Here is a 23,061-nt window from a genome sequence, read left to right on the forward strand (position 1 = left end):
GTGAGCGAGGAGGGCCCGGACCACGCCAAGTCGTTCACGGCGATGGCCCGGGTCGGCGGCGAGTCCTTCGGCAGCGGCGCCGGGCGCAGCAAGAAGGAAGCCGAGCAGAAGGCGGCCGAAGCCGCCTGGACCACCCTCCAGGGCCGTAAATAGCCGGGAGCGGCCCCCGTACCTCCGGGTCCACCACCTCGCCGGTGCGGCCGGCGGGTCGGGCGGTCAGGCGTTGGAGCGGTGGCGCACTTCCTCCTCCAGGCGCTCCAGCGCCTCCTGCATGCCCTCGCGCATGCGGTCGGCGGCGGCACCGCGGTGCGATTCCGGCTGGTCGCCGAAGAACGACAGGTGCAGGTTCACCTCGGACGCGTCGTCGCCCTCGTGGTAGACCTGCGCCCAGCCGGCGTAGTCGGGCCCTTCGCTGCCCCACTCCATCCGCAGCTGCTGCTTCTCCGCCCGGAACAGCCCGTCGGTGGCGTAGTGGTGGCCGCCGGCCTCACCCTCGACGTGCACCCGGTCCGGCCCGGCGTCGGCGACCTCCATCGTCGTCGGCAGCCAGCGCTGCATGGTGTCGACGTCGGACATGATGTCGAACACGACGTCGGCGGCGGCCGGCATGCGGCGGCTCTGCTCGTACTCCATGGCCGCATGATCTACCCGGTCGTACCCCGGGGCTACCGTGGCCGGGTGCCCGAGCTGCCCGAGGTCGAGGTCGTCCGCACCGGCCTGGAGCGCTGGGTCGTCGGCCGGACGGTCGCGAAGGCCGAGCTGCTGCACCCGCGGGCGACCCGCCGGCACGTCGCCGGCCCGGACGACGTCGTCGCCCGGCTCACCGGCCGGACGCTGACCGCCGCCCGGCGGCGCGGGAAGTACCTGTGGCTGCCGCTGTCCGGCACCGACGAGGCGCTGCTCGGCCACCTCGGGATGAGCGGCCAGCTGCTGGTCGAGCCGCCGGAGACGCCGGACGGCCCGCACCTGCGGGCCCGGCTCGCGTTCACCGACGGCGGCCGGGAGCTGCGCTACGTCGACCAGCGCACGTTCGGCGGGCTGTCGGTGGAGCCGACCGTCGACGGGGTGCCGGCGGTGATCGCGCACATCGGACGCGACCCGATGGACCCGGCCTTCGACCTGGCCGCGTTCACCGCGGCGCTGCGGCGGCGGCGGACCGGGATCAAGCGGGCCCTGCTGGACCAGTCGCTCGTCTCGGGCATCGGCAACATCTACGCCGACGAGGCGCTCTGGCGGGCGAGGGTGCACTACGCCCGGCCGACCGAGACGCTGACCCGCCCGGCCGTGGCCGCCGTGGTCCAGGGGGCGCAGGACGTGATGTCCGCCGCACTGGACGCCGGCGGCACCTCGTTCGACTCGCTCTACGTGAACGTCAACGGGGAGAGCGGCTACTTCGACCGCTCACTGGACGTGTACGGCCGCCGGGACGAACCCTGCCGGCGCTGCGGCACGCCGATCCGCCGGGAGCCGTTCATGAACCGCTCGTCCTACTTCTGCCCGCGCTGCCAGCCGCGGCCGCGCCGCGGCCGGTGGTGACCGTGCCCGGGCCGGACGTACGGCTGACGGCCTGGGTGCACGGGCGCGTGCAGGGAGTCGGTTTCCGCTGGTGGGTGCGGGCCCGGGCGCTGGAGCTCGGCCTGGTCGGCTGGGCCGCCAACCTGGAGGACGGCCGGGTCGAGGTCGTCGCGGAGGGGCCGCGCCCGTCCGTACAGGCCCTGCTCGACGCCCTGAACGGACCAGGCAGCCCCGGACGCGTACGGACGGTAGTCGAACGCTGGGCCGATTCGCGCGGAGGGATCACCGGGTTCGCAGAGCGTTAACACGCTGTGGACACACGCAGCGACCAGGACGTTGACCGTCGTGCCGGTCCGTGCGACCCTATACCTGTTGCACGCACCGGGTCATGCCTTGGTTCGCGTGCCCCTTCCAAGACCCACCGAAGCGTCTGGTGTGGAGGCCCACGAGATGGCGAAGGCCCTTCTCGGCTATGTCGGTTCTGTTTCGGATCGTCGTCTCGTAGACGAGGTGACGTTCCTGCGTTCGCGAGTACGCGACCTGGAAGCCGAGGTCACGAGACTGCGTACCGAGCGCGAGACCAGTGATCTGGAGCGTGGTCTCCGGCGGCTCTCCGAGCTGCCCGAACCCGTCCTGGCCTGAGGTCCGGGCCGGCCGGTTGCCGGCCCACCGTGACACCGCGTCCCGGATCGGACGCGGGCGATGCAGCGATCTCCCAGCGCGGTAGCGCCGCTGGTGGTCGCGCACCCCTGACGTCCCGGCACACACGCGCGACACCGCGCCTGGTCGCGCCGCGTACGCGTACGCCCGAACTTCCGCATCGGTCGCGTGGTGACGCGCCGTGCTCGACGTCCGGTCGTGCCGGTTCACAACCAAACCTGCACCTCGGCGTCGCCGCGGGCAACCTCCTGCGTGCGGCCGAGCGGCGGGCGCGGATCAGGTCCGGGGACCAGGTACCGTCTGCACGAGGGCCCTTCCCCGAGCCGGCCCAGCCGCCGTCCGCTACCGGAGAGTCGTGCACCTCAAGAGCCTCACGCTGAAGGGCTTCAAGTCCTTCGCCTCGGCCACCAGCCTGCGCTTCGAGCCGGGCATCACCTGCGTCGTCGGGCCCAACGGCTCCGGCAAGTCCAACGTCGTGGACGCGATGGCCTGGGTGCTCGGCGAGCAGGGCGCCAAGGCCCTGCGCGGCGGCAAGATGGAGGACGTCATCTTCGCCGGCACGGCCGGCCGGCCGCCGCTGGGCCGGGCCGAGGTGACGCTGACCATCGACAACTCCGACGGCGCGCTGCCGATCGACTACACCGAGGTCTCCATCACCCGCCGGATGTTCCGCTCCGGCGAGAGCGAGTACGAGATCAACGGCTCGTCCTGCCGGCTGCTGGACATCCAGGAGCTGCTCTCGGACTCCGGCATCGGCCGCGAGATGCACGTCATCGTCGGCCAGGGCCAGCTCGACTCCGTGCTGCAGGCCAAGCCCGAGGACCGGCGCGGCTTCATCGAGGAGGCGGCCGGCGTCCTGAAGCACCGCAAGCGCAAGGAGAAGGCGCTGCGGAAGCTGGACGCGATGCAGGCCAACCTCACCCGGCTCACCGACCTCACCGGCGAGCTGCGGCGCCAGCTCAAGCCGCTGGGCCGGCAGGCCGAGGTCGCCCGCCGTGCCGCCACCGTCCAGTCCGACCTGCGCGACGCCCGGCTCCGGCTGCTGGCCGACGACCTCGACGGCCTGCGTACGTCGCTGGCCCGCGAGGTCGCCGACGAGGGCGCGGTCCGGGAGCGGCGCACGGTCGTCGAGCGCGACCTGGCCGCGGCCCAGGCCCGGGAGACCGAGCTGGAGGCGGCGATCGCCGCCGACGCGCCGGCCCTGGCCCGGGCCCAGGAGACCTGGTACCGGCTGTCCGCCCTGGAGGAGCGCTTCCGCGGCACCCACCGGCTGGCGGCCGAGCGCGGCCGGCACCTGTCCGCCTCCCAGGACGACGCCCGGACCGGGCGCGACCCGGCCGCGATGGAGGCCGAGGCGGCCGAGGTCCGGGCCCAGGAGGAGTCGCTGCGCGACGCCCTGGAGGACGACCGTGGCCGGCTGGGCGAGGCGGTGGCCGAGCGGCAGGAGCTGGAGCGGGCGCTGGCCGCGGCCGAGCGCGCACTGGTCGCCGCCGTCCGCGCCGTGGCCGACCGCCGCGAGGGGCTGGCCCGCCTCGGCGGCCAGGTCGAGGCCGTCCGGACCCGGCTGACGGCCAAGGCCGAGGAGATCGACCGGCTCGCCGCCGCCGCGGCCGAGGCCCGGGAGCGGGCGTCCGCGGCCCAGGCCGAGTTCGACGCGCTGCAGGGCCAGGTCGGCGCCCTGGACGAGGGCGAGCTCGGGCTGGACGAGCGGCACGAGGCCGCGGTCGCCGCGTACGACGAGGCCAGGGCCCGGGTCCGGGCGCTGGGCGAGGCCGAGCGCGAGGCCGAGCGGGACCGGGCCACCTGGACCGCCCGCAAGGACGCGCTCGCGCTCGGGCTGACCCGCAAGGACGGCGCCGGCGCGCTGCTCGCGGCCGGGGCCCGGCTGCCCGGCCTGCTCGGCTCCGTCGCCGCGCTGCTGACCGTCCGGCCCGGGCACGAGCCCGCGCTGGCGGCCGCGCTCGGCGGCATCGCGGACGCGGTCGCGGTCGGCTCGCCGGCCGACGCCGCCGACGCGCTGCGAGTACTCAAGGAGGAGGACGGCGGCCGCGCGGGGTTGCTGGTGGGCGGCGCTCCCCTCGCTCTTCCTCGCGGGTCGTCCGGCGACGGGTCGCCGCCCGCACCCGGCCTCCCTTTGCCCGGGCTCGTTGCCGCGGTGGACCGCCCCGGGTGGCCGGCGCTGCCGGGCGGGGCCGAGTGGGCGCTGGACCTGGTCGAGGCGCCGGCGGCGCTGCGGCCCGCGCTGGCCCGCGCGCTGGACCTGGTCGCCGTGGTCGCCGACCTGGACGCGGCCCACGCGCTGGTCGAGTCGCACGCCGGCGTCCGCGCGGTCACCGCCGAGGGCGACCTGCTCGGCACCGACTGGGCCGTCGGCGGCTCGGCCAGCGCGCCGAGCGTGATCGAGGTCCAGGCCGCGGTCGACGAGGCCGAGACCAAGCTGGGCGAGGCCGAGACGACGCGGGCCGCGGCCGCGACCGAGCTGGCCGAGGCCAAGACCGCCGCCGACGAGGCCCGCCGCGGTGTCGACGTCGCGCTGTCCCGCCTGAACGAGTCCGACGCGCAGCTCAACGCCGTCGCCGAGCAGCTGGGCCGGCTCGGCGCCGGCGCCCGCTCGGCCGCGGCCGAGGCCGACCGGATGGACAAGGCCCGGGCCGCCGCCGCGGACGCCCGCGAGCAGGACGTGGCCAGGCTGGCCGACCTGGAGGGGCGGCTCAGCGCGGCCGAGGAGATCCCGGTCGACGAGGAGCCCTCCACCGACGAGCGGGACGCGCTGCAGGCCCGCGGGGCCGACGTCCGGCAGGCCGAGATGGAGGCCCGGCTGGCCGTCCGTACCGGCGAGGAGCGGGTCCGGGCCCTGTCCGGCCGGGCCGACCAGCTGCTGCGGTCGGCGCAGACCGAGCGGGCCACCCGGGCCCGGCTGGAGGAGCGCCGGGCCGCCCGGACCCGCGGCGCCGCGGTCGCCGCCGCCGTCGCGACCGCGGCCCAGACCGCGCTGACCCGCATCGCCGGCTCGCTGGAGATCGCGGTCGCCGACCGGGACGCGGCCCAGCAGGCCCGGGTCGTCCGGGAGGGCGAGCTGCTCGCGCTGCGCACGTCCAGCCGCGAGCTGGCCACCGAGCTGGAGCGGCTCACCGACGTGGTGCACCGCGACGAGGTCGCCCGGGCCGAGCAGCGGCTGCGGATCGAGCAGCTGGAGACCGTCGCGGTCGAGCAGTTCGGCGTCGACCTCGACGCGCTGGTCGCCGAGTACGGCCCGGACCAGCCCGTGCCGCCCTCGGCCGCGGACCTGGTCAAGGCCGAGACCGAGGGCAAGGACCTGCCGCTGCCGCTGCCGTACGAGCGGGCGGTGCAGGAGAAGCGGGCCGCCCGGGCCGAACGCGACCTGGCCCTGCTGGGCAAGGTGAACCCGCTGGCGCTGGAGGAGTTCGCGGCGCTGGAGGAGCGGCACGCGTTCCTGTCCACCCAGCTGGAGGACCTCAAGGCGACCCGGCGGGACCTGCTCACCGTGGTCCGGGACGTCGACGAGCGCATCCACGACGTGTTCGCCGCCGCGTACCACGACGTGGCGCGCGAGTTCGAGACCGTCTTCACGACGCTGTTCCCGGGCGGCGAGGGCCGGCTGGTGCTCACCGACCCCGACGACATGCTGGCCACCGGCATCGAGGTCGAGGCCCGGCCGCCGGGCAAGAAGGTCAAGCGGCTGTCGCTGCTGTCCGGCGGCGAGCGGTCGCTGACCGCGGTCGCGCTGCTGGTCGCGATCTTCCGCGCCCGGCCGTCGCCGTTCTACGTCATGGACGAGGTCGAGGCCGCCCTCGACGACGTCAACCTGGGCCGGCTGCTGACGCTGATCGAGGAGCTCCGCTCGACCAGCCAGATCATCATCATCAGCCACCAGAAGCGGACGATGGAGATCGCCGACGCGCTGTACGGCGTGAGCATGCGTGGCGACGGGATCACGACCGTGATCAGCCAGCGACTGCGCGAGCGGGAGTCCGCGTAGGCCGGGGTCTCACGGCAGACTTCCTGGGTGGTCACCGTGTGCCGGCTGCCGACCGCGCCGGCCGTCTGACGGCGGGCTCACGTCGGTCTCACGGCTGTCCCGCGGCGGTCTCACTGCGGTCTCACGGCTGCCCCGCGGCGGTCTCACGGCCGGCTCACGGCTGCCACACGCCCGTTGCGCGCCCGTCGCGTCCGGGGCTCGGTCGGTGCTCCGTCCGGCGCTCCGTTCGGAGGAAATTCTTGCGGCCGAATGCAGCAAAGTTTTCCTAGTCGCAATACAGACACGCCCGGTGAGGGCTAACATCTTGTCTCGTGTCCGTGATCCAGGTACGGGACGTGCCGCCTGATCTGCACCGCCGGTTGCGCGAGCGCGCTGCGGCGGATCAGATCACGCTGTCCGACTACGTGCTGAAGCTGCTGGAGCGGGACGCCGGCAAGCCGTCGACCCGGGAGTGGCTGGCGTCGCTGGCCCAGCGGGAGCCGGTCCGGGAAGTGGACGTCGCGGGGGCGCTGGACGGGTCGCGGCACGACCGCGACACGCGGGCCGCCCGTGTACTGCGTTATTGACGCGGGAGCCCTCCTCGAGCTGTTGTTGCGCACGCTGCGTGCCGAATCCGTGCAAGCGGTCGTGGACGACCGCCAGCTGGTGGCGCCGGCGGTGATCGACGCGGAGGTGCTCTCCGCCCTGCGCGGGCTGGAACGGACCCGCGCGATCTCGCCCGAACGGGCCGCGCTCGCGGTCGGTGACCTGCGCATCGCCCCGGTCGAGCGCGTCCCCCTCGACGGTCTCCTCGACCGCGCCTGGGGCCTGCGCGGACACCTCAACGCCTACGACGCCCTCTACGTCGCCCTCGCCGTCGAACTCGACTGCCCCCTCGTCACCACCGACGACAGAATCCCCAGCCCCCGCCTTCCCGCCCAAGTCCTGCACGCCTAGTCCCTGTCGGGGGCGGCCCCCGTAACCCCCGGGCGGGACTCGGGTGCGGTGCGGGGCCCGGCCCGAGGTCTTCCACCGAGCCCCGCCGGGGGCGGAGGACCCCATCAGGTCCACTGCTTGTCGGGGCGGCCCTCCGTAGCCCCCGGGCGGGACTTGGGTGCGGTGCGGGGTTGCGGTTCAGCTGGAGGCGCCGGCGGCGCCGGCGGCGGCTCCGCTGGCGGAGTTCTGTTCGCGGCGCCAGAGGGTCATGACGACGGCGATGACGAAGACCTGGACCGCCGGTGGGAGCTGGGGTGGCAGCTCCACCGCGGCCTTCGAGCCGAACACTCCCCGCGGCGCCAGCTCGCCGACCACCGCGTCGCCGGCCAGCAACTCGTACCGGCGGGAGAACCAGCCACCCTTCACCAGCTCGTACGCCTGCCCGCCGGTCGTCAGCCGCCAGCGACCCGACCACAGCGAGACCCGCTCGGCCGCGGCGTACACGCCCTGGGGGCCGGCCAGGGAGAGCCGGCGGTAGCGCTCCCGCCGGAACTCCCACTCCTCGCCGCCGGCCTGGATCCGCCCGCTCTCCCGCCAGGCCGACCCCAGGAACGCGCCCACCGGCGCCCCGCCCTGATCCAGCACGTCGAACCCCTGGCGGAAGCTCCCGCGCGGTCGTACGAGCAACATGCCGGGATTGTTCCCCCCGGCACCACCGCCACACACCCTCGCGGGGCGGGCTGGGAGACTCGACGGCATGGAGTTCCTGATCCTCGGGATCGTCATCCTGGTCGTGCTGATCGTCGCCGTGGCCGCCTTCGTGGTGCCGCGCCGGCGGGGTGGATCGGCGACCCTGCCGCCGGTGACGCCGCAGGAGCGGACCGAGGTCGAGCCGGGCGTACGGCCGCAGGCCGACACCGAACCGGAGGCGGAGCCGGGCGGCGGGACCGCGGTCGACACCACCGGGCCGGGCCTGGAGATCCCGGAGTCCGCCGCCGGGCGAATGGCCCGGCTGCGGGGCCGGCTGTCCCGCTCCCAGTCCACCCTCGGCCGCGGCCTGCTCACCCTGCTGTCCCGGGAGAAGCTGGACGAGGACGCCTGGGAGGAGATCGAGGACGCGCTGCTGACCGCGGACGTCGGCGTGGGCGCGACCGGTGAGATCGTCGAGCGGCTGCGGACCCGGACCAAGGTGCTCGGCACCCGCTCCGAGGGCGAGCTGCGGGCGCTGTTGGCCGACGAGCTGGTGACCGCGCTGCAGCCGGACATGGACCGCACCCTGCACACCGTCCCGCACGGCGACGGCCGTCCCGCGGTGCTGCTCGTGGTCGGCGTGAACGGCACCGGCAAGACCACCACCTGCGGCAAGATCGCCCGGCTGCTGGTCGCCGACGGCCGCACGGTGCTGCTTGGCGCGGCCGACACGTTCCGGGCCGCCGCCGCCGACCAGCTGGAGACGTGGGCGAGCCGGGTCGGCGCCCAAGTGGTCCGCGGGCCCGAGGGCGGCGATCCCGCCAGCGTCGCGTTCGACGCGGTCAAGCGCGGCACCGAGACCGAGGACGAGCTCGGCGTCGACACGGTCATCATCGACACCGCCGGCCGGCTGCACACCAAGGTCGGGCTGATGGACGAGCTGGGCAAGGTCAAGCGGGTGATCGAGAAGCAGACCGCGGTCGACGAGACGCTGCTGGTCCTGGACGCCACCACCGGCCAGAACGGGGTCGTGCAGGCCCGCGTGTTCACCGAGGCCGTGAACGTCACCGGCATCGTGCTGACCAAGCTCGACGGCACGGCCAAGGGCGGCATCGTGGTCTCCGTGCAGCGGGAGCTGGGCGTGCCGGTGAAGCTGGTCGGGCTGGGGGAGGGGCCGGACGATCTGGCCCCGTTCGAGCCCGAGTCGTTCGTGGACGCGCTGTTGGGAGAGACCTCGTAGGTCCGGTGGTGTTAGCTGGCGGTCTCGTGCCCGCCAGCCCACCGGAGGACCCGATGTCCTTTTCCCTGGACCGCCGCCGTTTCCTCGGCACCGCGCTGGCCGGGGCGGCGATCGTCGCGTTCGACCCGCTGCGCGGCGGCTGGGTCACCGCGGCCGAGGCGGCCGAGGGCGCGCCGGCGGGCGCGGTGTCCGTACCGGACCTGGACGGGGAGCTGACCACCGACCCGGCCGTGCTGGCCGCGGTGGCCGACGACTTCGGCCACATCGTGCACCGGACGCCGGTCGCGGTGCTGCGGCCGGGCTCGGTCCGGGACGTCGTGGCGCTGGTCCGCTTCGCCGACCGGCACCGGATCGCGGTGTCGATGCGCGGGCAGGGCCACAGCACCGACGGCCAGTCCCAGGTGCACGCCGGGGTGGTGGTGGACTCGACGACGCTGGCCCAGGTGCACGAGATCCGGTCCGACCGGGCCGTCGTGGACGCCGGCGTGACCTGGCTGCAGCTCGTCACCGCCACGCTGGCGCACGGCCTGACCCCGCCGGTCTTCACCGACTACGTCGAGCTGTCCGTCGGCGGGACGATCTCGGTCGGCGGCATCGGCGGCACCACCCAGACGTACGGGATGCAGGTCGACACCGTGCTGGAGCTGGAGGTGGTGACCGGCGAGGGCGAGCTGGTGCGCTGCTCGCCCAGCCGGCACCGGGCCCTGTTCGAGGCCGTGCTGGGCAGCCTGGGCCAGCTCGCGATCGTCGTCCGCGCGACCGTACGGCTGATCCCGGCGCCGGCCGCCGCCCGCGGCTACCAGCTCTTCTACACCGACCTGGACACGTACCTGGCCGACCAGCGGCGGCTGCTGGCCGGGCGCCGGTTCAGCTCGCTGGAGGGGCAGGCGACCCGCAACGCCGCCGACACCGGCTGGGACTTCTTCGTCGACGCCGCGGCGTACCACGACGGGACGCCGCCGGACGACGCCCGGATCACCCGCGGCCTGCGCTTCGACCCGGCCCGGACGGTGGTGACCGACTACACGTACCTGGAGTGGGTCAACCGGCTGAAGCCGACCGTCGACTTCCTCAAGTCGATCGGCGCCTGGACGCTGCCGCACCCCTGGATCGACGTGTTCCTGCCGGACAGCCGGACCCGCGCGGTGGTGGCGGCGACGCTGGACACGCTCACGCTGGCCGACACCGGGCAGGGGCCGGTGCTGCTCTACCCGTTCCGGCCGGGGCTGGTCGGGCCCCGGTTCGTGCAGCGGCCGCGGGAGCCGGTCGCGTTCCTCTTCTCGCTGCTGCGCACGACCGTGCCGCCGGCCGACCCGCTGCGGCAGCGGGCCGACAACCGGGTCCTGTACGACCGGGCGCGGGCCGTCGGCGGCAAGCGCTACCCGGTCGGCTCGGTCCCGCTCACCCCGGCGGACTGGGCCGCGAGCTACGGCGCCGACTACCCGGCCCTGGTCGCGGCGAAGGCGGAGTGGGACCCCCGGCGGGTACTCTCCCCGGGACAGGGGATCTTCGGGCCGCCGCGGTAGCACGACCGGCGCGCCGTGTCCCCGTGACTGCGGGGCTTGCTCCGGACGGGTGAAGATCACCGTTCCGGACGGCGTCCGCCCGGTGTGACGAAACCCGGCCGTAGCGCAAGGGCCGGTGAGTTCACGGCCGGGAAACAGCCGGGATCCGCCTCGGAAACCTCTCGCTGGAACCTTTCTGCCAAACCCCGTCAGCGAGAGGAGGGGCAGTGCCACCGTTCGACTTCAGCACCGTCGACACCGGCGCCACCGCCTGGGTACTTGCCAGCGCTGCGCTGGTACTGCTCATGACCCCCGGCCTGGCGTTCTTCTACAGCGGCATGGTCCGCGCGAAGCACGCCCTGGCCATGCTCATGCAGAACTACGTCACCATCGCCATCGTCAGCCTGGTCTGGGTGGTGTGCGGCTTCTCCCTCGCCTTCGGCGAGGGCAACGGCTTCATCGGCGACTTCCGGCTGGCCGGCCTGCAGCACATCGGCGACCAGCTCCCCGGCTACGCGGACAGCTTCGCGCAGGTCATCCCGCCGATGGTGTTCGTCGTCTTCCAGCTCATGTTCGCGGTGATCACCCCGGCCCTGATCCTGGGCTCGACCGCGGACCGGTGGAAGTTCGGCGCCTTCGTGCCGTTCATCGCGCTGTGGTCCATCCTGGTCTACAGCCCGGTCGCCCACTGGGTGTTCTCGCCCGAGGGGTGGCTGTTCAAGAGGGGCGCGCTCGACTTCGCCGGTGGCACCGTGGTGCACATCAACGCCGGTGTCGCGGGTCTCGCACTGGCGATCTTCCTGGGCAAGCGGCGCGGCTGGCCGAGCCAGCCGATGCGGCCGCACAACGTGCCGTTCGTCCTGCTCGGCGCCGGCCTGCTGTGGTTCGGCTGGTTCGGGTTCAACGCCGGCTCGGCGCTGGGTGCCAACCAGCTGGCCGGGTACGCCTTCGTCAACACCAACACCGCCACCGCGGTCGCGATGCTGGCCTGGCTCGGCGTGGAGAAGCTCCGCGACGGCAGGGCCACCACGCTCGGCGCGGCGTCCGGTGCGGTCGCCGGCCTGGTCGCGATCACCCCGTGCGCGGGCTTCATCAGCCCGCTCGGCTCGATCGCGGTCGGTGCCATCGCCGGCGGCGCGTGCGCCCTGGCCGTGGCGCTGAAGGGCATGGTCCGCATCGACGACTCGCTCGACGTCGTCGCGGTCCACCTCATCGGCGGCATCCTCGGCTCGCTCTGCGTCGGCCTGTTCGCGACCGTCGACACCAACCCGCTCGGCGCGGACGGCCTGTTCTACGGCGGCGGTTTCGGGTTACTGGGCAAGCAGGCGCTCGCGGTCATCGCGGTCATGGCGTACTCGTTCGTCATGACGATGATCATCGCGTTCGTGATCAACCTGGTGATCAAGATGCGGGTGCCGGCGGACGAGGAGGACGAGGGCCTCGATTACGCGCTGCACGGCGAGACGGCGTACGAGTTCAGTACTCTCGGCGGCTCCGTCGGTGCCGTTCCGATGTCCGACTCCGAGCGGGCGCCGGCGCACCACCACCGTGAGGAGGTCGCTCCGTGAAGCTCGTGACCGCGATCGTCAAGCCGTTCAAGCTCGAAGACGTGAAGGCGGCGCTGGAGACACTCGGCGTGCTCGGGCTGACCGTCAGCGAGGTCCGCGGCTACGGCCGGCAGAAGGGCCACACCGAGGTCTACCGCGGCGCGGAGTACACAGTGGACCTGGTGCCGAAGATCCGGCTCGAGGTGCTCGTGGACGACCTCGACGCGGACAAGGTCGTGGACACCGTGATGGAGGCTGCGCGCACCGGCAAGATCGGTGACGGCAAGGTCTGGGTCACCCCGGTCGACTCGGTCGTGCGGGTCCGTACCGGCGAGCGCGGAGCAGACGCGCTCTGAGCACGTCCAGGACCCGGTCCGGTGCGGTGACCCCCGCGCCGGACCGGGTCCTGTGTGCGTACAGGGGGACGCGGTGGTGAAGCCCGCCGCGTCGCGACTGCGCGAGGGCCGGGCCGTGCTGCTCGGCAACGGCCTGCACGGCAAGGCGCTGCGGGACGCGCTCACCGGCCTGTACGACGAGTGGCTGGCCGAGGTGTACGCGGCCGCGGCCGGCCCCGCAGCGGACGTCGCGCTGGTCGCCGTGGGCGGGCTGGGCCGCCGCGAGCCCGCGCCGTACTCGGACCTGGACCTGGTGCTGCTGCACCGGGGCCGGTCCGGGATCGAGGAGCTGGCCGACGCGGTCTGGTACCCGGTCTGGGACGCCCGGGTCGGCCTGGACCACTCGGTCCGTACGGTCGACGAGGCCCTCGGGGTGGCCAAGGACGACCTCAAGGCCGCGCTCGGGCTGCTGGAGCTGCGGCACCTGGCCGGGGACGCGGCGCTCTCGCACGAGCTGCGCGAGAAGGCGTACGCGGGCTGGCGGCAGGCCTCGCCGCGGCGGCTGCCGGAGTTGCGGGCGGCGACGCTGGGCCGCTGGCGTACGGCCGGGGAGCTGGCGTTCCTGCTGGAGCCCGACCTCAAGGAGGCCCGCGGCGGGTTGCGGGACGTGCACGCGCTGCACGCGCTGGCCGCCGCCCAGCTGCTGGACGCGCCCGGGCCGGCCGTGATCGCCGCCCGCGAGGTCCTGCTGGACACCCGGGGCGAGCTGCAGAAGCGGTCCGGCCGGGCGCTGGACCGGCTGGTGCAGCAGGAGCAGCCCTCGATCGCCGACGCCCTCGGCCGGCCCGACGCCGACGACCTGCTGCGCGCGGTCTCCGACGCCGGGCGCACGATCGCCTTCGCCGCCGACACCGCCTGGCGCCAGGTCGGGTCCGAGCTGGAGGCCCGCCGCCGCAGCCGGTCGCTGACCCGGGTGCTGCCCGGCCGCCGCAACCCCGCGGTGCAGCGCCGGCCGCTGGCCGAGGGCGTGGTCGAGCAGGGTGGCGAGGTCGTGCTGGCCCGCGACGCCGACCCCTGGACCGACCCGGTGCTGGTGCTGCGCGTGGCCGCCGCCGCCGCCCGGTCCGGCCTGCCGCTGGCGCCGCACGCGCTGGACCGGCTGGAGACCGAGTCCGCGCCGATCCCGTCGCCCTGGCCGGCCGAGGCCCGGGACGCGTTCGTGGACCTGCTCGGCACCGGCCACCGCGCGGTCCCGGTGCTGGAGGCGCTGGACCGGGCCGGCCTGCTGGTCCGGCTGATCCCGGAGTGGGCCGCGGTCCGGTCCAGGCCGCAGCGCAACCCGGTGCACCGCTTCACCGTCGACCGGCACCTGATGGAGGCCGCGGCCGAGGCGGCCGCGCTGACCCGGACCGTGGCCCGGCCGGACCTGCTGCTGCTCGGCGCGTTCTTGCACGACCTCGGCAAGGGCTTCCCGGGCGACCACACCGACGCCGGGGTGGCGGTGGTGCGCGAGCTCGGCCCCCGCCTGGGCCTCCCGTACGGGGACGCGGCCACGATCGTGGCGATGATCCGGCACCACCTGCTGCTGCCGGACACCGCGACCCGCCGCGACCTCGCCGACCCGGTCACCGTACGGACCGTGGTCGATGCCGTGGACGGCTCCCGCGACCTGCTCGACCTGCTGCACGGGCTGGCCGTCGCCGACGGCCTGGCCACCGGCCCGGCGGCCTGGACGGACTGGAAGGCCGACCTCGTGGCCGAGCTGGTGGACCGGGCCCGGGACGCGGTCGCCGGGCAGCCGCCGCAGCCGCCGCCGGTGCTCACCGCGGCCCAGCGCGAGCTGGCCGAGTCCAGCTCCGGCGGGGTCGCGGTGCGGATCGACGGGGACGCGGTCACGGTGGCCGCGCCGGACATGCCCGGACTGCTCAGCCGGACCGCGGGCGTGCTGGCGCTGCACCAGCTCGACGTCCGGGCGGCCAGCGCGGTCACCCTCGGCCCCACCGCGGTGGACGTGTTCACGGTCAGCCCACGCTTCGGCCGCGGCCCCGACCCGGCGCTGCTGCGGGCGGACGTGACCCGGGCGCTGGCCGGCTCGCTGCCGCTGGCGGACAAGCTCGCCGCCAAGGAGGCCGCGTACGGCCCCGGGGACGCGCAGGCGCCGCCGCGGGTGCTCTGGTTCGACGGCGCGGCGACCGGCGCGACCGTGCTGGAGCTGCGGGCCGCCGACGCGGCCGGGCTGCTGCACCGGGTCACCGCCGCGCTGGAGCGCTCCGGGCTCGACGTCCGCGGGGCCAGGGTCAGCACCCTCGGCGGCGCCGCGGTCGACGCGTTCTACGTCGTCGGCGCCGACGGGACCCCGGTGACGGACCCGGACGTACGCCGGGCCGTCACCGAGGTCGTCCTCACTGCTGCTGGTACGTCGGGGTGATGATCGCGCGGGCCAGCGTGTGGAACAGCACGTTGAACGCGACGAAGGTCGGGGTCGCGTCCGGGTCCACGCCCAGGTGCTCGACATCCAGGGCGTGCACGGCGAAGACGTACCGGTGCACGACGTCGCCCGCCGGCGGCGCGGCCCCGTCCCACTGCCGCAGGCCGAAGTCGTCCCGGACGTGGAACGCGCCCTCGGGCAGGCTGTCGTCGTCCTTCCCGGCCCCGGTGTCGAGCGACGTGACGCTCGCCGGGATGTCCACCGCGGTCCAGTGCCAGAAGCCCGACGGGGTCGGGGCGTCCGGGTCGAAGCAGTTCACCACGTAGCTCTTGGTGCCCTCGGGCGCGCCGGACCAGGACAGCTGGGGCGAGAGGTTCTGCCCGCCGGCCGAGTCGTGCGCGAACGTCAGGTCCATCTGGGCGCCCTCGGTGACGTCCGTGCTGGTCACCGTGAACGTCGGCACAGCGGGCAACAGGTCGTACGGAAGCGGGGCGGTGGGTCGGTCCAGGGACGGCATGCGGGGTTCTTCCTTTCGCTACGGGTTCAGTCGATCAACGAATCCTGGTCGCGGCGGGTTCACCAGCCGCGCAGGTCGACGGGCCAGGTATCGACGACGGTCGCATCAGGGCCGTCTCCGGTGACCAGGTGCATCCGGTCGTGCAGGGCGACGGTCGGGTCGACGTGCGCGGGCAGCACCCGGACCCGGTCCCCGACGACCACCGACCGCGGCTCGTCCGGCGCGTACGTGGTGTGCTCGTCGGAGCAGAACCAGACCGTCGCGCCCGGGATCGTGGGGTTGCCGTGGTCCATCCCCAGCGACTTCAGCCCGACGTCCGCGACCACCCAGGGCGGCTGGATCTCGCTGCTGGGCGGGGCCGCGGAGACCACCGTCCCGAGCACGGTCAGTGCCGGCCGGAACGGCAGCCCGACCGCCCCGTACGCGGTGTCCATCAGCGCGTACGACCCGGCCTGGATCTCGGTCGCCACGGTGTTGTCGGCGTACGTCCCGGTGCCGCCGGCCGAGACGATGTCGCCGCCGACGTCGGCCGCGGCCCGGGCCAGCAGGGCCATGCTGTCCGCGGTCATCGTGCGGCGCTGGGCGGCGTCCGGCAGCAGCATGAGGTGGCCCTCGTAGCCCATCACGCCGCGGACGGTGAGGCCCTTGGCGCGGGCCAGGTCGGCGATCCGGCCGGCGTCCTCGGGGGCGCAGCCGCAGCGGGGGAGCCCGACGTTGACGTCGACGAGGACCTCGCGGACGCCGCCCCGGGACGCCGCCCCGACCGTCTGCTCCGAGTCGACCGCGACGGTGATCCGGGCCCGGTCGGCCAGCGCCCCGAGCCGGGTCGTGTCCAGCACCTCGTTGGCCAGCAGCAGGTCCTCGCCGAGCCCGGCCGCGACCATGCCCTCGACCTCGCGGACCGTGGCGCAGGTGAAGGCGCGGGCGCCGTGGGCGGCCTGGCGGGCGGCCAGGGCGGTGGTCTTGTGCGCCTTGACGTGCGGGCGCAGCCGCGGGCCCGGCAGCGCGGCGGCCATCGTGCTCAGGTTGTGCTCCAGCGCGGTGGCGTCCACGAGCAGCGCCGGCGTCTGCAGGTCGGTGACCTTCACGGCGCGAGACTAGGCCGGGTCGGCCCGTCGCCGTGCTCGGGACGGCTGACCGCCCGACGACGGGCGCGCGAGGCACGCAGGTTGGCGGCGTTGCCGCAGCGGCGGACGTCGTGCCAGACGCCGGAGTTGTTGCGGCTGCGGTCGTAGAAGGCGACCGCGCAGGCCGGCTTGCGGCAGAGCTTGAGGCGGGACCAGGTGCCGTCCCGCTGGGCCAGCAGCGCCTCGGTCAGCACGGTCGCGGCGATCCACTGCGCGCCCGTGCCGCGGGCCTGCGTCCCGACCGTCCCGGCGGCCGGGTCGAGCGTGAGACGCACCGTGCCGGCCACCCCACCGCCGTGGTGGCCGCCGGCCGTCCCTCCGCCGGGCGTCCCTCCGCCGGGCGTCCCGCCGGGCGGCCCGCCGGGCGGCCCGGCGGGCGCGGCGTCGCCGGGGCGGTCGCCGCCGAGCGCGTGACTGAGGGCGGCGCGCAGCGTGCGGAGGCGGGGGAGGTCGGCGTCGGTGAGCTCGACCGGGGCCAGGTCGCGGGCGGTGCCGAGCTCGGCCAGCAGGTCGGCCTGCCCACCCGCGGCCTTGGTGTTGAGCAGTTCCTGGACCAGCGCGAGGCCGCCCGGGGCGACGCCGACGCCGTACCGCCCGGTGGCCGGAAGTGACATACCTCAACTCTATACGGCTCTGTCAGTTCAGGGGCTACGGTGGGCCTATGGAGACGAGAGTCAGCATCGCGGGCGGGTCGGGACGGGTCGGCGGGGAGCTCACCCGGCGACTGCGGCGGGCGGGGGTGCCGGTCCGGGTGCTCACCCGCGACCCGGCCGCGGCCCGGTCCCGGCTGGCCGATCCCGGGGTGGAGCTCGCCGCGGTCGACTTCGCCGACCCGGCGACGCTGCGGGCCGCGTTCGCCGGTTCGGCCGCGGCGTTCCTCGCCACCGGCACCCATGAGCGCCAGGTCGCCGACGAGATCGCGCTGGCCGACGCGGCCGTCGCGGCCGGCGTGCCGCACCTGGTCACCCTGTCCGTACGGGGGTCGGGGCTGGGCGAGGACAGCACGGTGCTGCGCTGGCACGGGCAGATCGACGCGCACCTGGCCGGGCTGCCGGTGGCCGCGACCGTGCTGCGGCCGGCGACGTACGTGGACATGATGCTGCGGGTCGCGGCCACGCTGGCCGCCGGCGCCGGCTGGGGCGGTCTGGCCGGCGCCGGCGCGATCAGCGCGATCGACAGCCGGGACGTCGCCGCGGTGGCCGCGGTGGTGCTGCGGGACGGCGCAGGCAGGCACGGCGGCCGGGCCTACGACCTGACCGGACCGGCCGCGGTCACGATGCCGGAGCTGTCCGGGCTGCTCGGCGTCGCGCTGCACCGCCCGGTGCCGTACGCGGTCCGGACCGAGGCGGAGCAGCGCGCGGTGCTCGCCGCGGCCGGCTTCGTCCCGCTGATGGTCGACGTGCTGGTGGAGATCGACCGGCTGATCGGCAGCGGCGTCTCGGCCGGCACGACGCCGACGGTCCGGGAGCTGACCGGGCGCCCGCCGTACCCGGCCGCCGACTCGGTGGCCGGCCACCTCGGGTTCTTCGCGGCCGCCCGGTCGGCATGAGCGCGCGGACGCTCGGGGTCGCGGGGTTCGGCACGTTCCTGGCGATGATGGCGTACACGGCGCCGCTGGCGACGTTGCCGGCGATCGCGGCCGACCTCGGGGCCGGGGTGTCGGCGTCGTCCTGGATCGTCGCCGCGATGAGCGTCGGGTTCGCGGTCGCGCTGGTGCCCACCGGGGCGCTCGGCGACGACATCGGGCGGCGGCGGGTGTTCACCGCCGGCGCCGTGCTGCTGGCGCTGTCCTGCGTGCTGGCCGCGGTCGCGCCGGACGCCTCGGTGCTGATCGCGGCCCGGATCGTGCAGGGCCTGGGCGCGGCCGCGGTGCTGGCCTGCGGGCTGGCGCTGATCGGCGCGGCGTACCCGCCCGGTCCGGCCCGGGCCGGCGCCACCGCCTGGTGGGGCGCGATGTTCGGGGCCGGCGTCGCGGTCGGGCCGCTGCTGATGGCGCTGGTCCAGCACGGGACGAGCTGGCGGGTCACGTACGGGGTGCTGGCCCTGCTCGGGCTCGGGCTGGCCCTGGCCGGCCCGGCGCTGCTGACCGAGTCCACGCTGGGCCGGCACCGCGGCGTCGACGCGGCCGGTGCGCTGCTGCTCGCGGCCGGCCTGGGCTGCCTGCTGACCGCGCTGACCGAGGGCCGGCAGGGGTGGGGGCGGCCGTCGGTGCTGGTCCTGCTGGTGGCCGCGGCCGCGTTCCTGGCCGCGTTCCCGGTCCACCAGCTGCGGGCCCGGGACCCGATGATCGACCTGCGGGCGTTCCGGCGGCCTCGGCTGCGGTCGGCCACGATCGGCGCGTTCGCCACCGGGATCGGGATCATCGCGATCAGCTCGTACACGCCGACGCTGCTGCAGCGCGGGCTCGGGCGGGGCGCGCTGCTCTCGGCCGTGCTGCTGCTGGCCTGGTCGGCGACGAGCTCCGCGGCGGCGCTGGCGGTGCGGGTGCTGCCCGAGCGCTGGAGCGGCACGGCCCGGCTGGGCGGCGGGCTGCTGCTGGTCGCGCTCGGGCTGGCGGCGCTGTCCGGGCTGTCGGTGACGGCCTCGCCCGGCCGGCTGGTCGCCGGGCTCGTGGTCGCCGGCATCGGCACCGGCGTGGCCACCGCGACGCTCGGCCGGGAGGCGGTCGCCAGCATGCCGCCGGACCAGGCCGGCACCGGCAGCGGCATCAACAACACCAGCCGGTACGTCGGGGCCGCGCTCGGCGTGACGATCGTGGCCGCGCTCGCCACCGGCTCCCGCCCGGCCACCGTGGTCTCCGGCTGGAACGAGGCCTGCTGGGTCTGCGCCGCGGCCACCCTCCTCGGCGCCGCCCTCGTCGTCGCCTCCGCCCGGGTGCCGGCGACCTCAGCGGTCGCACCGGCGTGAGCGGTCAGTTGCCGCCGGAGAGGGCGAAGAAGCGGTCGCCTGGTCCGCCGGCGCCGTCTGAGCCGTCGTGCGCTCTCGGTACGGTGGGGTGATGCGCGAGCACTGGCGGAACTGGGCCGGCGACCAGACGGCCCGGCCCGCCCGGGTGCTCGCGCCCGCCGACACCGGCGCGGTGGTGACCGCGGTCAAGGAGGCCGCCCGGGACGGCCTGACCGTCCGGATGGCCGGCTCCGGGCACTCGTTCACCGCCGCCGCGGTCACCGACGGCGTGCTGCTGGACCCGACCCGGCTCACCGGCGTGGTCGCGATCGCGGGCGACCGGGTGACCGTGCGGGCCGGCACCCGGCTGCACGAGCTGTCCCTGCTGCTGGCCCAGCACGGGCTGGCGCTGGAGAACCTCGGCGACATCGACGTGCAGACCGTGGCCGGGGCGATCTCCACCGGCACCCACGGCACCGGCCTGGCGTACGGCGGGCTGGCCACCCAGGTGCTCGGGCTGGAGCTGGTCACCGGCGACGGCTCGATCGTGCAGGCCGACGGCGACCTGCTGGCGGCGGCGTCGGTCGGGCTGGGCGCCTTCGGGGTGATCACCACGGTGACGCTGCGGTGCGTGCCGGCGTTCGCGCTGCGGGCGGAGGAGTCCGCCGCCACGCTGCCGGACCTGCTCGGCCGCTGGGAGACGCTGCCGGCCGAGGCCGACCACGTCGAGTTCTACTGGTGGCCGCACACGGCCGACTGCCAGCTCAAGCGCAACACCCGGGTGCCGCTGGCGGAGCTGGACCCGCTGCCCCGCTGGCGGGCGGTCCTGGACGACGAGATCGTCGCGAACGCGCTGTTCGGCGCGGTCTGCCGGGCCGGCGTCCGGGTCCCGGCGCTGGTCCCGCCGGCGAACAGGCTGGCGACCCGGCTGCTGGGGGAGCGGACGTACACCGACCGGTCCCACAAGGTGTTCTCGCACCCCCGCCGGGTGCGCTTCCACGAGACCGAGTGGGCGATGCCGCGAGACCTGCTGCCGGACGTGCTGCGGGAGCTGGACACGACGATCCGCCGGCGCGGCTGGCGGATCTCCTTCCCGGTCGAGGTCCGGGTCGCGGCGGCCGACGACCGCTGGCTGTCCACCGCGTACGGGCGGGAGACCGCCTACCTGGCCGCGCACCGCTACGTCCGCGAGCCCTGGCAGGAGTACGTCGACGCGGTCGCCGCCGTCGTGCACGAGGTCGCCGGCGACACCGCCCGGCCGCACTGGGGCAAGCTGCACGAGCTGTCCGCCGGCGAGCTCGCCCCCCGCTACCCGCGCTACGCCGAGGCCCGGGCGTTACGAGCCTCCTGCGACCCGGAAGGCCGGTTCGTCAACGGCTACACGCTGCGCGTCCTCGGCCCCGTCTCGTACTGAGACATCCGCGCGGCCGTTCCGGTCGAACGTACGGGGCAGAGTCAGCCGCATCGACGAGGAGCGAGCCATGACTGCCGAGACCGATGCCCACGCCCTGTCCCACCCCCACCTCTCCCTCGACCCGGTAGCCCCGGTAGCCCCGGCCGCGCCGGTGGCCAACCCGGCGCTGCTGGGGCTGATCACGTTCCTGCCTTCGGGCCTCACGCTCGGCCTCTGGTTCGTCGGCTACCTCGACACGGCCACGCTGCCGGGCGGGATGGTGCCGATCATGGCCCTGTCGGCCGGGCTGTTCATGCTCGTCGCGACGGTCTGGGCCGGTCGGGTCGCGGCCAACACGGTGGCCGCGATCTTCGGCGTCTTCTCTGCGTTCTGGCTGAGCTTCGCAGCCCTGGTGGCCGGGCTGACCAGCGGCTGGTGGGGGATCACGGCAGCCGGGGTGAAGAGCGTGCAGTCGACGTACCTGCTCTCCTTCCTGCTCGTGTTCGTGCTGCTCACGGCGGCGACGCTGCGGCTGCCGATGGCCTTCACCGTCGGCTTCGTGCTGGTCGACCTGACTTTCCTGCTGGCGTTCCTGGCCGTGGCGAACACCAACGCGAGCCTGTTCACCTGGGCCGGCGTGACCACGTTCGGCTTCTGCGCCGTCTTCGCGTACGTCCTGTACGACGGCTTCGGCCAGGACCTCGGCGCCCCCGCGATGCCGATGGGCAACGCGGTCATGCGGTAGGCGGTCGCCGCGGACGGCTAGGCTGGGTGGGTGTTCGACACGCTCTCCGACCGGCTGTCCGCGGTCTTCACCACGCTGCGGGGCAAGGGCCGGCTCTCCGACGCCGACATCGACGCCACCGCGCGCGAGATCCGTATCGCGCTGCTGGAGGCGGACGTCGCGCTGCCGGTGGTCAAGGCGTTCGTCGGGGCGGTGAAGGAACGGGCCCGCGGCGAGGAGGTCTCCCGCGCGCTGAACCCGGCCCAGCAGGTCATCTCGATCGTCAACGAGGAGCTCGTCAACGTCCTCGGCGGCGAGACCCGGCGGATCCGGCTGGCCAAGCAGCCGCCGACCGTGATCATGCTGGCCGGCCTGCAGGGTTCCGGTAAGACGACGCTGGCCGGCAAGCTCGGGCTCTGGCTGCGCAACCAGGGGCACACGCCGCTGCTCGTCGCGGCCGACCTGCAGCGCCCGAACGCGGTCACCCAGCTCGAGGTCGTCGGCGCCCAGGCCCGGGTGGACGTGTTCTCCCCGGAGCCGGGCAACGGCGTCGGCGACCCGGTCGACGTGGCCCGGCGGGCGATGGTCGAGGCCCAGCGCACCCAGCACGACGTGGTCGTGGTCGACACCGCCGGCCGGCTCGGCATCGACGCAGAGCTGATGACGCAGGCCGCGGCGATCCGCGACGCGGTGCAGCCGGACGAGACGCTGTTCGTGGTCGACGCGATGATCGGCCAGGACGCGGTCACGACCGCGCAGGCGTTCCAGGACGGGGTCGGCTTCTCCGGCGTCGTGCTCACCAAGCTCGACGGCGACGCCCGCGGTGGTGCCGCCCTCTCGGTCCGGTACGTGACCGGTCAGCCGATCATGTTCGCCTCCACCGGCGAGAAGCTGGCCGACTTCGACGTCTTCCACCCCGAGCGGATGGCCTCGCGCATCCTCGGCATGGGCGACGTGCTCACGCTCATCGAGCAGGCCCAGTCCGCCTTCGACGGGGACGAGGCCGAGCGGATGGCGAGCAAGCTCGCCTCCGGCAACAACTTCACCCTCGAGGACTTCCTCGAGCAGATGATGGCGATCCGCAAGATGGGCCCGATCTCCAACCTGCTCGGCCTGATGCCGGGCATGGGGCAGATGAAGGAGCAGATCGCCAACATCGACGACCGGGACCTGGACCGGACGGCGGCGATCATCCGCGGCATGACCCCGGCCGAGCGGCAGGACCCGAAGATCATCAACGGCTCCCGGCGGGCCCGGATCGCGAAGGGGTCCGGCGTCGCCGTCTCCGAGGTGAACGGGCTGGTCGACCGGTTCTTCGAGGCCCGCAAGATGATGCAGCAGATGGCCGGCGGGATGGGCCTGCCCGGGATGCGGCGGACCTCGAAGACGCGCGGCAAGAAGGGCAAGAAGGGCAAGGGCCGCGGGCCGACGCCGCCGAAGGTGCGGGGCGGGATGCCGGCGCTGCCGCCGGGCGCGCTCAACCAGCTGCCGCCCGGCATGAACATGCCGGACCTCTCCAAGCTCAACCTGCCCAAGGGCAGGTAGGCGGCACGCCGCTCCGCGGTCGCGACGACCAGCG

Annotated in this window: 21 protein-coding genes and 1 pseudogene; 17 read left to right on the forward strand and 5 right to left on the reverse strand. The window is 74.7% G+C overall.

The window, feature by feature from the left end; genetic code table 11:
• Nucleotides 1-153: putative dsRNA-binding protein (locus tag VGP36_03740; GenBank protein ID HEV7653836.1), on the forward strand; the 153-nt coding region annotated here is incomplete at its 5' end.
• Nucleotides 154-216: 63 nt separating this feature from the next.
• On the opposite strand, the gene VGP36_03745 is transcribed toward VGP36_03740, so the two are convergent.
• Complete coding sequence (locus tag VGP36_03745) at nucleotides 217-633, reverse strand: SRPBCC family protein (GenBank protein HEV7653837.1); 417 nt, start codon at nucleotides 631-633, stop codon at nucleotides 217-219.
• Nucleotides 634-678: 45 nt separating this feature from the next.
• On the opposite strand from VGP36_03745, the gene mutM reads away from it, so the two are divergent.
• The 6 genes from mutM to VGP36_03775 all read left to right on the forward strand — a co-directional run bounded on the left by mutM (nucleotide 679) and on the right by VGP36_03775 (nucleotide 7,111).
• Nucleotides 679-1,536 carry a bifunctional DNA-formamidopyrimidine glycosylase/DNA-(apurinic or apyrimidinic site) lyase gene (gene mutM / locus VGP36_03750; GenBank protein HEV7653838.1) on the forward strand — a complete coding sequence of 286 codons (858 nt, stop codon included), beginning with the start codon at nucleotides 679-681 and terminating at the stop codon, nucleotides 1,534-1,536.
• 2 nt (nucleotides 1,537-1,538) lie between these two features.
• Nucleotides 1,539-1,820: an acylphosphatase gene (locus tag VGP36_03755; protein ID HEV7653839.1), complete on the forward strand. Its 282-nt coding sequence runs from the start codon at nucleotides 1,539-1,541 to the stop codon at nucleotides 1,818-1,820.
• Between the two features lie 145 nt (nucleotides 1,821-1,965).
• Entirely contained in the window at nucleotides 1,966-2,157 is a 192-nt protein-coding gene (locus VGP36_03760; protein ID HEV7653840.1) for a hypothetical protein, read from the forward strand.
• A 373-nt stretch (nucleotides 2,158-2,530) separates the two neighbouring features.
• The gene (smc, locus tag VGP36_03765; protein ID HEV7653841.1) at nucleotides 2,531-6,175 is read left to right on the forward strand and encodes a chromosome segregation protein SMC; all 3,645 of its coding nucleotides are present in this window, start codon (nucleotides 2,531-2,533) and stop codon (nucleotides 6,173-6,175) included.
• A gap of 311 nt (nucleotides 6,176-6,486) precedes the next feature.
• Entirely contained in the window at nucleotides 6,487-6,741 is a 255-nt protein-coding gene (locus VGP36_03770; protein HEV7653842.1) for a hypothetical protein, read from the forward strand.
• A 22-nt stretch (nucleotides 6,742-6,763) separates the two neighbouring features.
• Nucleotides 6,764-7,111 carry a type II toxin-antitoxin system VapC family toxin gene (locus VGP36_03775; GenBank protein ID HEV7653843.1) on the forward strand — a complete coding sequence of 116 codons (348 nt, stop codon included), beginning with the start codon at nucleotides 6,764-6,766 and terminating at the stop codon, nucleotides 7,109-7,111.
• 177 nt (nucleotides 7,112-7,288) lie between these two features.
• Here the strand turns inward: VGP36_03775 and VGP36_03780 are convergent, their stop codons facing one another.
• On the reverse strand, nucleotides 7,289-7,780 hold the full coding sequence (locus VGP36_03780) for a hypothetical protein (protein ID HEV7653844.1): 492 nt from the start codon (nucleotides 7,778-7,780) through the stop codon (nucleotides 7,289-7,291).
• Nucleotides 7,781-8,087: 307 nt separating this feature from the next.
• On the opposite strand from VGP36_03780, the pseudogene ftsY reads away from it, so the two are divergent.
• The 5 genes and pseudogenes from ftsY (at nucleotide 8,088) to VGP36_03805 (ending at nucleotide 14,835) form a co-directional block, all read left to right on the forward strand.
• Nucleotides 8,088-9,020 (forward strand): annotated as a pseudogene (gene ftsY, locus VGP36_03785) (signal recognition particle-docking protein FtsY).
• Nucleotides 9,021-9,073: 53 nt separating this feature from the next.
• Complete coding sequence (locus tag VGP36_03790; GenBank protein HEV7653845.1) at nucleotides 9,074-10,546, forward strand: FAD-binding protein; 1,473 nt, start codon at nucleotides 9,074-9,076, stop codon at nucleotides 10,544-10,546.
• A gap of 206 nt (nucleotides 10,547-10,752) precedes the next feature.
• On the forward strand, nucleotides 10,753-12,093 hold the full coding sequence (locus tag VGP36_03795; GenBank protein HEV7653846.1) for an ammonium transporter: 1,341 nt from the start codon (nucleotides 10,753-10,755) through the stop codon (nucleotides 12,091-12,093).
• Nucleotides 12,090-12,428, forward strand: coding sequence for a P-II family nitrogen regulator (locus VGP36_03800; protein HEV7653847.1), 339 nt, complete (start codon nucleotides 12,090-12,092; stop codon nucleotides 12,426-12,428). Before VGP36_03795 ends, VGP36_03800 begins: the two co-directional genes overlap by 4 nt.
• 76 nt (nucleotides 12,429-12,504) lie before the next feature.
• On the forward strand, nucleotides 12,505-14,835 hold the full coding sequence (locus VGP36_03805) for a [protein-PII] uridylyltransferase (GenBank protein ID HEV7653848.1): 2,331 nt from the start codon (nucleotides 12,505-12,507) through the stop codon (nucleotides 14,833-14,835).
• Here VGP36_03805 and VGP36_03810 read toward each other — a convergent pair.
• From VGP36_03810 to VGP36_03820, 3 genes are read right to left on the reverse strand one after another with little or no spacing between them, the layout of a single operon-like run.
• Nucleotides 14,810-15,352 (reverse strand): YbhB/YbcL family Raf kinase inhibitor-like protein, encoded by a 543-nt coding sequence (locus VGP36_03810; protein HEV7653849.1) that lies wholly within the window; start codon nucleotides 15,350-15,352, stop codon nucleotides 14,810-14,812. The two genes, VGP36_03805 and VGP36_03810, sit on opposite strands and share 26 nt — an antisense overlap.
• A 59-nt stretch (nucleotides 15,353-15,411) precedes the next feature.
• The gene (locus VGP36_03815) at nucleotides 15,412-16,440 is read right to left on the reverse strand and encodes an alanine racemase (protein ID HEV7653850.1); all 1,029 of its coding nucleotides are present in this window, start codon (nucleotides 16,438-16,440) and stop codon (nucleotides 15,412-15,414) included.
• A complete protein-coding gene (locus VGP36_03820) occupies nucleotides 16,437-17,093 on the reverse strand; it encodes a CGNR zinc finger domain-containing protein (protein ID HEV7653851.1) in 657 nt (218 codons plus the stop codon). Before VGP36_03820 ends, VGP36_03815 begins: the two co-directional genes overlap by 4 nt.
• A gap of 47 nt (nucleotides 17,094-17,140) precedes the next feature.
• Between VGP36_03820 and VGP36_03825 the strand changes: the two genes are divergently transcribed.
• The 5 genes from VGP36_03825 to ffh all read left to right on the forward strand — a co-directional run bounded on the left by VGP36_03825 (nucleotide 17,141) and on the right by ffh (nucleotide 23,027).
• A complete protein-coding gene (locus VGP36_03825) occupies nucleotides 17,141-18,028 on the forward strand; it encodes an NmrA family NAD(P)-binding protein (GenBank protein ID HEV7653852.1) in 888 nt (295 codons plus the stop codon).
• Nucleotides 18,025-19,386 (forward strand): MFS transporter, encoded by a 1,362-nt coding sequence (locus tag VGP36_03830; GenBank protein ID HEV7653853.1) that lies wholly within the window; start codon nucleotides 18,025-18,027, stop codon nucleotides 19,384-19,386. Before VGP36_03825 ends, VGP36_03830 begins: the two co-directional genes overlap by 4 nt.
• Before the next feature lie 91 nt (nucleotides 19,387-19,477).
• The gene (locus VGP36_03835) at nucleotides 19,478-20,779 is read left to right on the forward strand and encodes a D-arabinono-1,4-lactone oxidase (GenBank protein ID HEV7653854.1); all 1,302 of its coding nucleotides are present in this window, start codon (nucleotides 19,478-19,480) and stop codon (nucleotides 20,777-20,779) included.
• 67 nt (nucleotides 20,780-20,846) lie between these two features.
• Nucleotides 20,847-21,503 carry a GPR1/FUN34/YaaH family transporter gene (locus VGP36_03840; GenBank protein HEV7653855.1) on the forward strand — a complete coding sequence of 219 codons (657 nt, stop codon included), beginning with the start codon at nucleotides 20,847-20,849 and terminating at the stop codon, nucleotides 21,501-21,503.
• 30 nt (nucleotides 21,504-21,533) lie between these two features.
• On the forward strand, nucleotides 21,534-23,027 hold the full coding sequence (gene ffh / locus VGP36_03845; protein ID HEV7653856.1) for a signal recognition particle protein: 1,494 nt from the start codon (nucleotides 21,534-21,536) through the stop codon (nucleotides 23,025-23,027).
• Nucleotides 23,028-23,061: the final 34 nt, after the last annotated feature.

This window comes from Mycobacteriales bacterium (assembly GCA_035995165.1).
Lineage (GTDB): Bacteria > Actinomycetota > Actinomycetes > Mycobacteriales > CADCTP01 > CADCTP01.

Coding starts and splice junctions, on each gene's coding strand:
- VGP36_03745 (HEV7653837.1), bottom strand. CDS start 633: ATGGAGTACGAGCAGAGCCGCCGCATGCCGGCCGCCGCCGACGTCGTG.
- VGP36_03760 (HEV7653840.1), top strand. CDS start 1,966: ATGGCGAAGGCCCTTCTCGGCTATGTCGGTTCTGTTTCGGATCGTCGT.
- VGP36_03780 (HEV7653844.1), bottom strand. CDS start 7,780: ATGTTGCTCGTACGACCGCGCGGGAGCTTCCGCCAGGGGTTCGACGTG.
- VGP36_03790 (HEV7653845.1), top strand. CDS start 9,074: ATGTCCTTTTCCCTGGACCGCCGCCGTTTCCTCGGCACCGCGCTGGCC.
- VGP36_03810 (HEV7653849.1), bottom strand. CDS start 15,352: ATGCCGTCCCTGGACCGACCCACCGCCCCGCTTCCGTACGACCTGTTG.
- VGP36_03820 (HEV7653851.1), bottom strand. CDS start 17,093: ATGTCACTTCCGGCCACCGGGCGGTACGGCGTCGGCGTCGCCCCGGGC.
- VGP36_03825 (HEV7653852.1), top strand. CDS start 17,141: ATGGAGACGAGAGTCAGCATCGCGGGCGGGTCGGGACGGGTCGGCGGG.
- VGP36_03830 (HEV7653853.1), top strand. CDS start 18,025: ATGAGCGCGCGGACGCTCGGGGTCGCGGGGTTCGGCACGTTCCTGGCG.
- VGP36_03835 (HEV7653854.1), top strand. CDS start 19,478: ATGCGCGAGCACTGGCGGAACTGGGCCGGCGACCAGACGGCCCGGCCC.
- VGP36_03840 (HEV7653855.1), top strand. CDS start 20,847: ATGACTGCCGAGACCGATGCCCACGCCCTGTCCCACCCCCACCTCTCC.